The sequence below is a fragment of the Gillisella taibaishanensis genome (assembly GCF_001938985.1).
Classification (GTDB): Bacteria; Pseudomonadota; Alphaproteobacteria; order Rhizobiales; family Rhizobiaceae; genus Allorhizobium; species Allorhizobium taibaishanense.
In genome coordinates this window covers 1029576-1044235 of sequence record NZ_MKIN01000022.1, presented here as the reverse complement: position 1 = coordinate 1044235, position 14660 = coordinate 1029576, and the positions used below count along the sequence as shown (strand labels likewise).

At 61.3% G+C, this 14660-nt stretch carries 8 protein-coding genes; 5 read left to right on the top strand and 3 right to left on the bottom strand.

The features are described from left to right. Positions 1-240 precede the first annotated feature (240 nt). Positions 241-1014 (top strand): histidinol-phosphatase, encoded by a 774-nt coding sequence (gene hisN / locus BJF91_RS15935; RefSeq protein ID WP_075615697.1) that lies wholly within the window; start codon positions 241-243, stop codon positions 1012-1014. Between the two features lie 14 nt (positions 1015-1028). Here the strand turns inward: hisN and BJF91_RS15930 are convergent, their stop codons facing one another. Beyond that, the gene (locus BJF91_RS15930; protein ID WP_075615415.1) at positions 1029-2054 is read right to left on the bottom strand and encodes an alpha/beta fold hydrolase; all 1026 of its coding nucleotides are present in this window, start codon (positions 2052-2054) and stop codon (positions 1029-1031) included. A gap of 460 nt (positions 2055-2514) precedes the next feature. On the opposite strand from BJF91_RS15930, the gene BJF91_RS15925 reads away from it, so the two are divergent. Next, positions 2515-2982, top strand: coding sequence for an Hsp20 family protein (locus tag BJF91_RS15925; RefSeq protein ID WP_075615414.1), 468 nt, complete (start codon positions 2515-2517; stop codon positions 2980-2982). 165 nt (positions 2983-3147) lie between these two features. Here BJF91_RS15925 and BJF91_RS15920 read toward each other — a convergent pair whose 3' ends face one another. Then, positions 3148-4194 carry a threonine aldolase family protein gene (locus BJF91_RS15920; protein WP_075615413.1) on the bottom strand — a complete coding sequence of 349 codons (1047 nt, stop codon included), beginning with the start codon at positions 4192-4194 and terminating at the stop codon, positions 3148-3150. Between the two features lie 526 nt (positions 4195-4720). Between BJF91_RS15920 and gltB the strand changes: the two genes are divergently transcribed. The 3 genes from gltB to BJF91_RS15905 all read left to right on the top strand — a co-directional run bounded on the left by gltB (position 4721) and on the right by BJF91_RS15905 (position 13286). Further along, on the top strand, positions 4721-9445 hold the full coding sequence (gene gltB, locus BJF91_RS15915; protein WP_139310715.1) for a glutamate synthase large subunit: 4725 nt from the start codon (positions 4721-4723) through the stop codon (positions 9443-9445). 88 nt (positions 9446-9533) lie between these two features. Then, positions 9534-10988 carry a glutamate synthase subunit beta gene (locus BJF91_RS15910; protein WP_075615412.1) on the top strand — a complete coding sequence of 485 codons (1455 nt, stop codon included), beginning with the start codon at positions 9534-9536 and terminating at the stop codon, positions 10986-10988. 363 nt (positions 10989-11351) lie between these two features. After that, positions 11352-13286 carry a methyl-accepting chemotaxis protein gene (locus BJF91_RS15905; protein ID WP_075615411.1) on the top strand — a complete coding sequence of 645 codons (1935 nt, stop codon included), beginning with the start codon at positions 11352-11354 and terminating at the stop codon, positions 13284-13286. Between the two features lie 96 nt (positions 13287-13382). On the opposite strand, the gene BJF91_RS15900 is transcribed toward BJF91_RS15905, so the two are convergent. Further along, on the bottom strand, positions 13383-14564 hold the full coding sequence (locus BJF91_RS15900; protein ID WP_075615410.1) for an SGNH/GDSL hydrolase family protein: 1182 nt from the start codon (positions 14562-14564) through the stop codon (positions 13383-13385). Between the last annotated feature and the right edge of the window lie 96 nt (positions 14565-14660).

Sequence of the window (14660 nt, the reverse complement as noted above, 5' to 3'; positions counted from 1 at the left end):
GCAAGTCTAGGGAGGAAACACCCAAGGAGGGTATTTACAGTCGAAAGACTGTAAGACTGACTATATTTTGCGTTGCACAAAAGGTCAAGCGTTTTTGTCATTTTTTTAAGCAAGCCTAAATATCGGGCATATGCATTGCGGGTGCCGGCGGATTTGCAGAAAAAATTGCCGCAACGAATTCCGGTTCTGGAATTTATGCCGTATGAAACGTGCAAGTTGGACATAATCGAGGAAGCCGCCATGCGCCCGGACAAGACGTTTTTCGACCGCCTCGCCGAGGTTGCCAAGGCCGAGACATTGCCGCGGTTTCGCTCGGGGCTGGATGTGGTCAACAAGGATGCCGGCGGCTATGACCCGGTAACGGAGGGCGACCGGGCGGCGGAAACGGCGATCCGAACGCTGATTGAGGCGGAATTTCCCGACCACGGCATTCTGGGCGAGGAGCATGACAGCATCGGCCTTGGCCGTGACTGCGTCTGGGTGATCGATCCCATCGACGGCACTCGCGCCTTCATCTCCGGTCTGCCGACCTGGGGTACGCTGATCGGCTTTCAGCAGAGCGGCCGCGCCGTCATGGGCATGATGGACCAGCCCTTTACCGGCGAACGCTATTTCGCGGACGGCGAAAAGGCCTGGTATCAGGGGCCGGACGGCGCGCGGCAGATCAAGACGCGGGCCTGCACCGGGCTTGGCGATGCGGTGCTCTATACGACCTCGCCGGATATTTTCCTCGACGACGAACGCCAGCGCTTCGACGCCGTGCGGGCAAGGGTGCGGCTGACGCGATACGGCGTCGATTGCTACGCCTATGCATTGCTTGCTGCCGGTTTCGTCGATCTCGTGATCGAGACCGGTCTGAAACCCTATGACGTAGGGGCGCTGATCCCAATCATCGAGCAGGCCGGCGGCGTCGTCACTACTTGGGACGGCGGCCAACCGGAAGCCGGCGGCAAGATTATCGCCGCGAGCTCAAGGGCCGTCTATGATGAGGCACGGGCGCTTCTGAACGCTTGAACCGCCAGATCGGCTCACACCGTTTCCGACAACCCGCTTTCCGGCTCCAGGCCGGCTGCGTCCCATTGCTCGCTGGCGTCGCTGCCGGGGATGAAGGCGTGGATAGCGGCGAGCGCCTGTTCACGGTAGCGGTCCTGCTCCTGCAGCACTTCATGGCGGGCACCGGCAATTGACAGCAATTGCCCGGCGCGGAAATGCTTTGCCAGATACTCCTGGGCTGCAAAAGGCACGACGCCATCGAGCATCGGGGCGATCAGCAGGGTCGGGATGGTGATTTGCGTCAGGTGGGCGGGATCGTTGACGCGGCGGATCGCCTGGGCGCATTCATGCAGCCAGCGGGCCGAGGGTGCGCTGATCGACAGGTCAGGCACAGTGGTCATGATCGCGATATTGCGGTTGAACCGGGCTTCGTCGGATGTCAGCGTATTGGTGGCGAACAATTGCGGTTTGCTTGATGTCGACAGCGGCCGATTGCCGAGCCCGACCAGGCTTGCCAGACGTGCCAGGGCAAAGATCCGCGCAGCCGACATCGCCTCGTTATGCAGGCCCACGAATGGTGCTGAGAGCACCAGCCGTGAGATACGGCCCGAGAGCCGAGGTGCTGCACTGAGCGCAATCAGCCCGCCGGTGGAGTGGGCGATCATCGACACGGGCAGTCGGCAATCCGGCAGCACGACCTGCTCCAGAAACAGCTCTAGGTCGCGCTCGTAATCTGCAAACCGGCGCACATGGCCCCAATGTTTGTGCAGGGTGTCTGCCGGCTGGCGCTTCGGCTTCAGCAGTCGGTCGGACAGGCCCTGACCGCGCAGATCGAAGGTCGCGACCCAGAGACCGGCGGCGGTGAGATCGCGGATCGTCTCGAAATATTTCTCGATGCATTCGCTGCGGCCATGCACGATGACGACGGTGCCCTTGGCCGGGCTGATCGGGCTCTTGAAGATCGCATAGCGCAGCTGCACGCCGCCATGGCCGGTAAAAAAGCCGGCCTTGTGGTTGTCCGGAATGGGATTGCCGTCGATGGCGTGAAGCACGGTGTCCATGGCGAACTCTTTCAGACCTTGCGGAGAAGCAATCCCTTCATACCGCATCTTCGGAGCCGCCGAAATCCGGCTTAAAAAAAATGCCGTCCATGGCTGCAGCGAACTGCGAGACAGGGACGGCAAGCATGACTGAAGACGCAGGGACGATGTTCTTCAGTTGCCGGACATGCCTTTGAGGGGCCGGCCCGACGATCGGACGCTAGCGGGGATGAGATGAATGGAGATGCAATTATCCGTTCATCAAAAATTCAGCCGCAGCACAAGCCTTGCTGCTGCGTAGGGGAGGCGAAAAAATCACGGTCACCGCATTTGTCGGTTCGATGCGCTCTTGAACTCGAAAATCAGCATTCCCATCTCATGGGAGCAGGCGCCGGAAGGGCCTGCCAACCCGGGCAGAGGCCGCCAGATCAGGGGCAAATGCCTGCCATTATCGCAACCGTCGCTTCTCAGGAGGACACCTATGCGTCACGTTGATTTTTCGCCGCTCTACCGCTCTACCGTCGGCTTCGACCGCCTGTTCACGATGCTTGATAGCCTCGGACAGCCCGATCAGGCCCAGAGCTATCCGCCCTACAACATCGAGCGGACCGGCGAAAACACCTACCGGATCACCATGGCCGTCGCCGGCTTTGACGAGACCGAACTCAGCATCGAGGCCCATGCCCATGTGCTGACCGTCAAGGGTGAAAAGGCTCAGGAAGACCAGACCGAGCAGACCGAATTTCTTTATCGTGGCATCGCCAAGCGTGGCTTCGAGCGCCGCTTCCAGCTGGCCGACCACGTCGAGGTCACCAATGCCTCGCTGAAGAACGGCCTGCTGCATATCGACCTGCTCCGCAACATTCCCGAAGCCATGAAGCCGCGCCGGATCGCCATTGCCAGTGAGCCGGTGGAAACGCCGAAGGCCATCGAGGCCCATGTGGTCTGATCAAGCGCTTTCAGAATGAATGCAAGGGCGGCACGGTGCCGCCCTTTTTGTTTGCTCGCAAGCGTCAGAGTTTGTCAGGGAAAAGTGGAACCCGGTTTTCACGAAAAGACAAACGAAAACAAAAGAATCGAGAGTCTGTCTGGTTCAATCTGAACCTGCCAGACTCTAGAGAACGTCAAGGAACCGATCGACATCCTCTGGCGTGGTGGCAAAGCTGGTGACCAGCCGGATCAGCGTGTCGTCGGGGCCGACCAGGTCAGGTTCGTCGCGCGGCACCAGCCATTCGTAGAATTTCGCACCCTTTTCCTGGGCCTGGCGCGAGGCTTCCTTGCTGATCACGGCAAAGACTTCGTTGCTCTCGGTTTCCCAGGCAAGGCGCGCCTTGTTGCTGGCGCGCAGGCCGGCGCGCAGCCGGTCGGACATGGCATTGGCATGGCGGGCGAGGTCGAGCCAGAGATCGCCTTCGAAATAGGCTTCGAGCTGGGCGGAGACGAAGCGGGTCTTGGAGAACAGCTGGGCCGAGCGCTTGCGGATATAGGGCATTTCCTCCGCCATATCGGGGTTGAAGAAGACAATCGCCTCCACGCACCAGCAGCCGTTCTTGGTGGCGCCGAAGGAGAGGATGTCGACGCCGCGCTTCCAGGTCATTTCGGCCGGCGTCACGTCGAGCGCCACCAGCGCATTGGCAAAGCGGGCGCCGTCCATGTGCAGCGGTAGGCCCTTGGAGCGGGCGATGGCGCTGATCGCGTCGATTTCATCAAGCGTATAGATGGTGCCGGTTTCGGTTGCCTGGGTGATGGTTACGGCCATCGGCCGGCCCTGATGCACCGAAGGCGTATCGAAGCGCGAGACGGCGGTGTGGAGCGCGCTCGGGCTCATCTTGCCGTCGCGGCCTTCGATTGGGTAGAGCCGGCTGGCATGGCTCAGATATTCCGGCGCACCGCCTTCGTCGGCATTCACATGAGCGTCGAAATGGCAGAAGGTGACGCCACCGGCCCGGGCAACGCTGGCCAGCGCCAGCGAATTGGCCGCCGTGCCGGTGCCGACGAAGAAGACGGCGACCTCACGCTCGAAAATCTGGTTGAAATGCGCCTCGACCCGCCGGTCGAGATCGCTCGTGCCATAGGCGCTGGCATAGCCGGACGCCTCCTTCACCAGGCTTTCGGCAATGGCGGGATGGGCGCCGGCCCAATTATCGGATGCAAAGAACATGAAGGCTTCCTGATTGGCTGTCGCGCCCAGACCGGCGCAGTCTAAAGCCTACCTATTTTGCAAGGCGGTTCAATCGCTATGAAGCCTCCATCGACAGTGGACCTAATTCAAAGCGAGTGATGGACGCGTCATTTGTCGTTTTGCTGCGTAAAATTGCTGGCTGGTGAAATAATATTACGTCGAATGGCCAATGGGGACATTTTCTGTCGCCGCACCCTCAGGCTTTTTTAACCAGCCGCTTGCGGAACCGGTCGGTTTCTGCCATATAGGAGCGAGAAATAGGTCAACTTAACTGACGTATTTTTCAGAAATCGGTAGATGGTTTTGCCCTTCGGGTCTTTCGTGCCGGCTTCATTGCGCTATACTCCAGAGCTAGCAGAGCCTGTCTGGGCGCATGGTGGAGCCGACCTCATAAAAGGTCAGGATGCTATTTGGGGATGTAACGGCCCCGCCGAATTCTAAAATGTCAAATTGCTGTGTGTCTGTTCGGCTAGGGTCGAGGGGACGGTCAACTGGAGGGAAAGCGATGACGCAGATGACGCCATCCGATGCAATCGTAGCAGTCGAAGCTGGTCAGGCGAAAGCCGGCGCCGCGACGGTGGCGACGCGTCACGGTCTTCCTGCCCGGCAGGGTCTCTACGATCCCAGAAACGAGCACGATGCCTGCGGCGTCGGCTTCATTGCCCATATGAAGGGGCAGAAGTCGCACCAGATCGTGCGCGACGGCCTGTTCATCCTTGAAAACCTCACCCATCGCGGCGCTGTCGGCGCCGATCCGCTGATGGGCGACGGCGCAGGCATTCTGGTGCAGATCCCCGACCGCTTCTTCCGTGAAGAGATGGCTGCGCAGGGCGTGATCCTGCCCAAGGCCGGCGAATATGCTGTCGGCCACTTCTTCTTCCCGGCAGACGAAGAACAGATCGCCCATTTCAAGAAGGTCATCACCGACGTCTGTCTTGCCGAAGGCCAGCATCTGCTGGGCTATCGCGATGTGCCGGTCGACAATTCCTCGCTGTCGAAGGCGCCCGATATCGCGGCGACCGAGCCGCGCCATATCCAGGTGTTCATCGGCGCGGGCCGCGATGCCGCCACCCAGGACGCTTTCGAGCGCCGGCTGTTCCTGCTGCGCAAGGTGATCTCAAACCGGATCTATGACGAATTCGGTGGCCAGGAAACCGGCTTCTATCCGGTGTCGCTGTCGTCATCGACCATCGTCTACAAGGGCATGTTCCTGGCCTATCAGGTCGGTGCCTATTATAAGGACCTTGCCGATCCGCGGTTTGAATCGGCGGTGGCACTCGTGCATCAGCGCTTCTCCACCAATACCTTCCCGTCCTGGAAGCTCGCCCATCCCTACCGCATGGTCGCCCATAACGGTGAAATCAACACCCTGCGCGGCAACGTCAATTGGATGGCGGCGCGCCAGGCATCCGTGTCCTCGCCGCTGTTTGGCGATGACATTTCCAAGCTCTGGCCGATCTCCTACGAGGGCCAGTCCGATACGGCCTGTTTCGATAATGCGCTCGAATTCCTGATCCGCGGCGGCTATTCCATGGCCCATGCGGTGATGATGCTGATCCCGGAAGCCTGGGCCGGCAACCAGCTGATGAACAAGGAGCGCAAGGCGTTCTACGAATACCATGCCGCGCTGATGGAGCCATGGGACGGCCCGGCCGCCGTGGCCTTCACCGATGGCAAGCAGATTGGCGCGACGCTCGACCGCAACGGCTTGCGTCCGGCCCGCTACCTCGTCACTGACGACGACCGCATCATCATGGCGTCTGAAGCCGGCACGCTGCCGGTGCCGGAAGAAAAAATCGTCAAGAAGTGGCGGCTGCAGCCGGGCAAGATGCTGCTGATCGACATGGAGAAGGGCTGCATCGTCTCTGACGACGAAGTGAAGTCTGGCCTGGCCGGAAGCCTTCCATATCGCGAATGGCTCGACCGTACCCAGCTGATCCTCGAAGACCTGAAGCCGGTCGAGCCTCGGGCGCTGCGCCGTGACGTGTCGCTGCTCGATCGCCAGCAGGCCTTCGGCTACACGCTCGAAGATACCCGCATCCTGATGTCGCCGATGGCGACAACTGGCCAGGAAGCGATCGGCTCGATGGGTACGGACACCCCGATTTCGGCGATGTCGTCGAAGTCGAAGCTGCTCTACACCTATTTCAAGCAGAATTTCGCCCAGGTCACCAACCCGCCGATCGATCCGATCCGCGAAGAGCTGGTGATGAGCCTCGTCTCCTTCATCGGCCCGCGTCCGAACATTCTCGACCATGAAGGGGCTGCCCGTGCCAAGCGGCTGGAAGTGCGCCAGCCGATCCTGACCAATGGCGATCTCGAAAAGATCCGCTCCATTGGTCACACGGAAGACCGGTTCGACACCAAGACGCTCGACTTCACCTATGATGTGGAGCGTGGCGCCGAAGGCATGCCCGAGATGCTGGATCGCCTGTGCGAGCGGGCGGAAGCGGCCGTGCGCGGCGGCTATAACATCATCGTGCTCTCGGACCGGCAGATCGGCCCTGATCGTATCGCCATTCCGGCGCTGCTGGCGACGGCTGCCGTGCATCACCACCTGATCCGCAAGGGCCTGCGCACCTCGGTCGGCCTCGTCGTCGAGACCGGCGAGCCGCGCGAAGTGCATCATTTCTGCTGCCTCGCGGGCTTCGGCGCGGAAGCCATCAACCCATACCTCGCCTTCGACACCCTGCTCGACATGCACAAGCATGGCGAATTCCCCAAGGAAGTCGATGCCGACGAAGTGGTCTATCGCTACATCAAGGCGGTCGGTAAGGGCATCCTCAAGGTCATGTCCAAGATGGGCATTTCCACCTATCAGTCCTATTGCGGCGCGCAGATCTTCGACGCCATCGGCCTGTCGTCGGAACTGGTGGAGAAGTATTTCTTCGGCACGGCCACGACCATCGAAGGCGTCGGCCTTGCCGAAATCGCGGCAGAGACCGTATCTCGCCACCATGCGGCCTTCGGCAAGGACCCGGTTCTCGCCAATACGCTTGAGGTCGGCGGCGAATATGCCTACCGCATCCGTGGCGAAAACCATGCCTGGAGCCCGGATTCCATCGCCGCCCTGCAGCATGCCGTGCGCGGCAACAGCCAGGACCGCTACCGCGAATTCGCCGACATGGTCAACGAGACCTCGCTTCGGATGAACACCATTCGCGGGTTGTTCAAGATCAAGTCTGCCGAGGCATCTGGCCGCAAGCCGGTGCCGCTCGACAGCGTCGAGCCGGCGGTCGACATCGTCAAGCGCTTCTCGACCGGTGCCATGTCCTTCGGCTCGATCAGCCGTGAGGCGCATACGACACTGGCTGTTGCCATGAACCGGATCGGCGGCAAGTCGAACACGGGTGAGGGCGGCGAAGAGAGCGACCGTTACATGCCGCTCTATGACGGTTCGCCAAACCCGGAGCGCTCGGCCATCAAGCAGATCGCTTCTGGCCGGTTCGGCGTCACGACGGAATATCTCGTCAATGCCGACATGCTGCAGATCAAGGTCGCGCAGGGCGCCAAGCCCGGCGAAGGCGGTCAGCTGCCTGGCCATAAGGTCGATGCGACGGTTGCCAAGACCCGCCACTCGACCCCGGGCGTCGGCCTGATCTCGCCGCCGCCGCATCATGACATTTATTCCATCGAAGATCTGGCGCAGCTGATCTACGACCTGAAGAACGTCAACCCGGCCGCCGATGTCTCGGTGAAGCTGGTGTCGGAAGTCGGTGTCGGCACGGTTGCCGCCGGCGTCGCCAAGGCGCGCGCCGACCATATCACCGTCTCCGGTTTCGACGGCGGCACCGGCGCTTCGCCGCTGACCTCGCTGAAGCATGCCGGCAGCCCCTGGGAAATCGGCTTGGCCGAAACCCAGCAGACGCTGGTTCTGAACGGGCTTCGCTCGCGCATTGCCCTTCAGGTCGATGGCGGCTTGAAGACCGGTCGTGATGTGATCATCGGGGCGCTGCTCGGAGCCGACGAGTTCGGCTTTGCCACGGCGCCGCTGATTGCCGCCGGCTGCATCATGATGCGCAAGTGCCATCTCAACACCTGTCCGGTTGGCGTCGCCACCCAGGACCCGGTCCTGCGCAAGCGCTTCAAGGGTACGCCGGAGCATGTGATCAACTACTTCTTCTTCGTTGCCGAAGAAGTGCGCGAAATCCTGGCCTCGCTGGGCTTCACCTCGCTCAACGAGATCATCGGCGCGTCAGAACTTCTGGAAAAGGACGAGATGCTTGCCCATTGGAAGGCCGAGGGGCTCGACTTCTCCCGGATCTTCCACAAGGTCGATGCGCCGAAGGAAGCCACCTATTGGACGAGCCGCCAGCATCACCCGATCGAGGACGTGCTGGATCGCAAGCTGATCGAAAAGGCCATGCCGGCGCTGGAAAGCAAGCAGCCCGTCGTGTTCGATGTCGATATCAAGAATGTCGACCGTTCCGCTGGCGCCATGCTGTCGGGCGAGCTTGCCAAGCGCCACAGACACAAGGGCCTGAAGGACGACACCATCCATGTGACGCTGACCGGCACGGCCGGCCAGTCCTTCGGGGCCTTCCTAGCGCGGGGCATCACCTTCGATCTCGTTGGCGACGGCAATGACTATGTCGGCAAGGGGCTTTCAGGCGGCCGGATCATCGTGCGTCCGCCCGAGAATTCGCGGATCGTCGCTGAGAACTCGATCATCGTCGGCAATACCGTGCTTTATGGCGCGATCTCCGGTGAGTGCTATTTCCGCGGCGTCGCCGGGGAACGGTTCGCGGTGCGCAATTCCGGCGCAATCACCGTCGTCGAAGGCGTGGGCGACCATGGCTGCGAATATATGACGGGTGGCGTGGTGGTCGTGCTGGGCGAAACCGGCCGCAACTTTGCCGCCGGCATGTCGGGCGGCGTGGCCTATGTGCTGGACGAGCAGGGCGATTTTGCCAAGCGCTGCAACATGGCCATGGTCGAGCTGGAGCCGGTACCGGAAGAAGATGACATGCTGGAAAAGCTGCATCATCACGGCGGCGACCTGATGCACAAGGGCCTGGTCGACGTTTCCGGCGACATGACCCGCCACGACGAAGAGCGCCTCTACCAGCTGATCTCCAACCATCTGCATTACACGGGCTCGAACCGTGCCAAGCAGATCCTCGACAACTGGGCCGATTACCGTCCGAAATTCCGCAAGGTCATGCCGGTCGAATATCGCCGGGCGCTTGAGGAAATGGAACGGATGCGCATGGGCGTTGCCGCCGAATAATTCGCCACCGCGCGGTCCCGTTGTCGGGACCGCGACCGCGCACGGCCAAAGACCGTGCAGTTGCAGGCTCATTGAGTAGGACGAGAATATGGGCAAGGTTACAGGTTTCATGGAAATCGACCGGCAGGTGGCGAAGTACCAGCCTGCGTCGGATCGTATCCGCCACTTCCGCGAATTCACCATTCCGATGTCGGATGCCGAGGTCACGAAGCAGGCGGCGCGCTGCATGGATTGTGGCATTCCCTATTGCCACGGCCCGACCGGCTGTCCTGTTCATAACCAGATCCCCGACTGGAACGATCTGGTCTATAACGGCAAGTGGGAAGAGGCGATCCGCAACCTCCACTCCACCAACAATTTCCCTGAATTCACCGGCCGCGTCTGCCCCGCACCTTGCGAGGAAGCCTGCACGCTGAACCTCGAGGATGCGCCGGTTACTATCAAGACCGTCGAGCAGGCGATTGCCGACAAGGCCTATGAACTCGGCTTCATCGTGCCGCAGCCGGCAACGATCCATACCGGCAAGAAGGTTGCGATCATCGGTTCCGGCCCATCGGGCATGGCCGCTGCCCAGCAACTTGGCCGCGCCGGCCATGACGTGCATGTCTATGAGCGCGAGACCAAGCCAGGCGGGCTGCTGCGCTACGGCATTCCCGACTTCAAGATGGAAAAGAACTTCATCGACCGCCGCATCGAGCAGATGAAGGGCGAGGGCGTTACCTTCCATTGCGGCGTCAATGTCGGCGTCGACGTGAAGATGGATCAGCTGCTGGCCGATTACGATGCCGTGCTCTATTGCGGCGGCTCTGAAACCCCGCGCGAAGCCGGCATTCCCGGCGTCGACCTGCACGGCGTCTATGATGCCATGCCCTATCTGGTGCAGCAGAACCGCCGCGTCGGCCGTGAGAACATCGACAGCAATGGCTGGCCGTCGGAGCCGATCATCGCCGGCGGCAAGCATGTCGTCGTGGTCGGCGGCGGCGATACCGCGTCGGACTGCGTCGGCACAGCCTTCCGCCAGGGCGCCGTCAAGGTGACCCAGCTCGACATCCGTCCGCGCCCGCCGCAGACGGAAGACAAGCTGGCCGTCTGGCCCTTCTGGGCCACCAAGATGCGCACCTCCTCCAGCCAGGCCGAAGGCGCCGTGCGCGAGTTCCAGGTCGGCACGCTGGAATTCGTCGGCGAGGACGGCATGCTGACCGGCGTCAAGTGCTGCCAGGTGGACGATCGCCGCCAGCCGATTGCCGGCTCGGAGTTCATCATCAAGGCCGATCTCGCCTTCATCGCCATCGGCTTCTCCGGTCCCTTCACCGACAGCGTCGTCAAGGAACTCGACGGCAAGCTGGCGCTGAACACCGATCGTCGCGGCTCGACCAATGTCATCGCCAATGACAAGGACTATCGCACCTCGGTCGACAAGCTCTGGGCCGCCGGCGACGTCAGGCGCGGCCAGTCGCTGGTCGTCTGGGCGATCCGCGAAGGCCGCCAGGCCGCCCGCGCCATCGATGAGGCGCTGACGGGGGCAAGCCTGCTGCCCCGATAAGCGGCACGCGGGAACTCAATAATGTTGTCATCAGAAGGGGGCGTTATAGCCCCCTTTTTTTTATGCCCGGAGAATGCCCAACGGTAATTCCCATGAATTTTCAAAGAGAAACACAACCTTAGATTATTATAATATTCGCACGGCATAATTTGACGGTTGACAGTGCTGCATAAGAATATGCTTTTATTATCAATGCTTTGGTCTGTTCAGATGCTCTAACGAAAACCGGAGCCGCGCCGTTTACTTTTGCTGAATTATTATCTCTTAAATCGTAGGTACAACCTTTTCGAGTGCGCGATGGTAGCGCGCCTTTTTTAAGCAATTCGTTCAGATGCATGAACGATTGCTGGCAAGAGATATCGGATGTCCTTTCTGCAAAATCTGAAAATCAAGACGAAGATTCTGTCCGTGATTCTGCCGATCTGCGTTGTAGGGATCGGTGGCTCGCTTCTGCTGTCGCGTCAACTCGATGCCGTTGACAGCCAATATTCGGTTTTCGTCAATAATCAGGCGGGGGCGTTGCTGATGGTCGCGCGCTCGAGTCAGCGTCTGATGGCGGTTGGCTATGATGCCTACCAGACGATGGTCTATGACGCGGGCACCCCTGACGCGATGCGGGCGAAGAAGGATTTCGACGAGAGCGCCCTGCGGCTGGTCTCGATAATGGATGAAGCAATCAAGCTCGATCCGACCAAGGTTGCCGAACTCACTGCGCTGCGTGACCGGTATGCCGAGATCGTCAAACTGACATCCTCCGCAGTTGAATTCGGTATGACTGATCGTGACGCTGAGGCCAAGGCAGTTCTGATCAAGGCCGACCACCTGATTACCCAGGTCGCCGACGATACCCGCATATGGATAATCAACAGCACCAAGAAACTGTCGCAGGACAGTGCCGCGATTTCGCAGGCGACGGCGGATACGATCAGGATGACGCTCGGTGGATTGCTGGTCATTTTCACCATCGCGATCATCGCTGCTCTCTGGGTCGCCAGTCACGGCATAACCCGTCCGATCGAGCGTTTGCGATTGCGGATGGTGACATTGGCCAAGGGGGAGACCCAGGCTGAGGTGGAGGGCACCGCTCGCGGGGACGAAGTCGGTCAGATGGCGACGGCCGTAGCGGTGTTTCGCAGCAATGCGCTTGACCGCGAGCGGCTTGAAGCGGATGCGCTGGCAAGTCGTAACCTGACGGAGCAGGAGCGCGTGGAACGTGAGGCGCAGCGCGCCAAGGATGCCAGCGACACAAAATTTGCCGTCGAGGCGCTGGCCGCCGGTCTCGCCCGCCTGTCGGATGGCGATGTCGCCTATCGCATCGCCACGCCTTTTGTGCCCGGTCTCGATGACCTCCGCATGAATTTCAATGGTTCGGTCGAAAAGCTGCAGCAGGCACTCGTCAATGTTCGGCAGAATGCTCGCGGCATCGACGCAGGCGCCAATGAAATTCGCTCGGCTGCTGACGATCTGTCGCGTCGGACCGAACAGCAGGCGGCTTCCGTGGAAGAAACCGCCGCCGCGCTGGAGCAGATCACAACGACAGTGAAGGATTCGACTCGCCGCGCCGAGGAAGCCGGTGCGCTCGTCTCCCGCACCCGCGAGGGGGCCGAACGCTCGGGCGAGGTGGTACGCAAAGCGGTGTCCGCCATGCACGAGATCGAGAAATCGTCGAGTGAGATCAGCAATATCATTGGTGTGATCGACGAGATCGCCTTCCAGACCAATCTGCTCGCCCTCAATGCCGGCGTGGAAGCGGCCCGCGCCGGCGATGCCGGCAAGGGCTTTGCGGTCGTCGCCCAGGAAGTGCGTGAATTGGCGCAGCGCTCGGCCGCTGCCGCCAAGGATATCAAGGGCTTGATCGTCTCCTCCGGCCGGCAGGTGCAGGCTGGAGTCGAATTGGTCGCGGAGACCGGCTCATCGCTGGAAACCATCGTCGGCGAGGTCCAGGAGATCAACCGGCACGTCAGCGCCATTGTTGAGGCGGCACGCGAGCAGTCTGTCGGGCTTCAGGAGATCAATACTGCCGTCAACACCATGGATCAGGGCACCCAGCAAAACGCCGCCATGGTCGAGCAGACCACAGCAGCAAGCCATAGCCTGGCGCGCGAGGCGGCAGCGCTGAATGATCTCCTTGCGCGCTTCAAGCTCGGGGATCAACCGGGGACGGCAAGCTTCCAGCCGAAGGTAGCAGAGGCTGGCACGCACGCGGTCGCCTCGCCAGCCCGCAAGCTGACGGAAAAGCTGCGCGGCGCCTTCCAGGGCTCGGCAGCGGTCAAGGAAAAGGCTTGGGAGAATTTTTGACCAGGCCGGTTCGTGAAACTCTCTGCTGGCGCCTCTGTAAACGCCGGTAGGGATTTTTGCTGCGCGTAACGGGTAGGCGGGTAACATCCGACCGATCTAGCGGCCGGTATCGGCCTTGTCCTCGAAGCGGTAATCGTCCACGCGACCTTTCGGCGGGTCAGGCATGATGCCGGTCGAGACCAGCAGGTCGCGGGGCGAGGGTGTCTTTGCGGCGGGCGGCTTTTCGGCGCCGCCCAGGAGCCTGTCGCCGCCGTCGAGCGCCGGATCGGAAATCTTCATCGGCGGGATGCGTTCGCGGTCATCCTCCTGCGGTTTGGCAAGGTCGGGCATACTGGTCGCATCGAGGCGCACCAGACCGGGGCTTGCCATGTCGCCCAGGAATTTGCGAGCGGATTTTTCGAGATAGAAGGCCATCTTGCGCTTGCCGGCATCGGTCATGCTGATGCCGTCGGGGCCGCGCAGCCTAGCCTGCTGGCCGTTCACGTCGGAGCCGGTCAGCACGAAGCCGCCGTCCTCATCGACGAAGCCGTCCCAGATATCGATGAATTCGCCGCCGCCGGCTTCCGCTGCCTTGCGATAGAGCGCGTTGAACTTGATGAGATCGGCCGACATGCCCGGCGATTTCACCGGCGGCAGCCCGACCCAGATCAGCGGGATCTTGCGGCTGGTCACCAGCTTTGCAACCGCATCGATCCGCTTCTGATATTCGGCAAACCAGGCATCGGAGGGGAAGCGTTCGTCACCGCCGCTGGCGGTCATCTGCTGGCGGTCGTTGGCCCCGAGTTCCACCACGACCAGCGCCGGCTTGATCTCGTCGAGCATTTTAGGCAATTGCCGGCGCCAGTCGAAATAGTCGTCGCGCACCAGGCCGGACGAGCCGTTGCTTCGGGTCTCGATGACCGTTCCCGGCGCATCGGCAAAAGCCTGCTGCAAACCGTCGCCGATGGCGCTGGCGAAGAAATCGCCGATCACAAGGATCTTCTGGGCATTGTCGATCTTGGCGGGTGCCGCTTCTGGAACGGGTGCGGTCACCGGCAGGGGCCGGGAGGCGGGACGAGCCGGTGCGACTGCAGCCGGTGCCGGCTTCTTGCGGCTGCGCGGGCCGACCGGGCGCGGCGGTGCCGGGTATTGCCGCTCATAGCGGCTCTCGTCGGAGCGGCCGAACAGCATGTCGAGCAGGGTGGTGCGGCGGCGCGGATAATCCTGCGCCAGAGCAGCCGTGCCGACCTGGGTCGCGGCAAGGCTGAGAGCCAGTATCACGCTGCCGTAGCGCAGCATGGTCCTGCCTGCAGGCTTCTGCCTTTGCGCATTTCCGGATGGAACACCGGTTTCCACTTTCCCTGAAAACGCTGTGGGCACCATGATCCGTCTTGT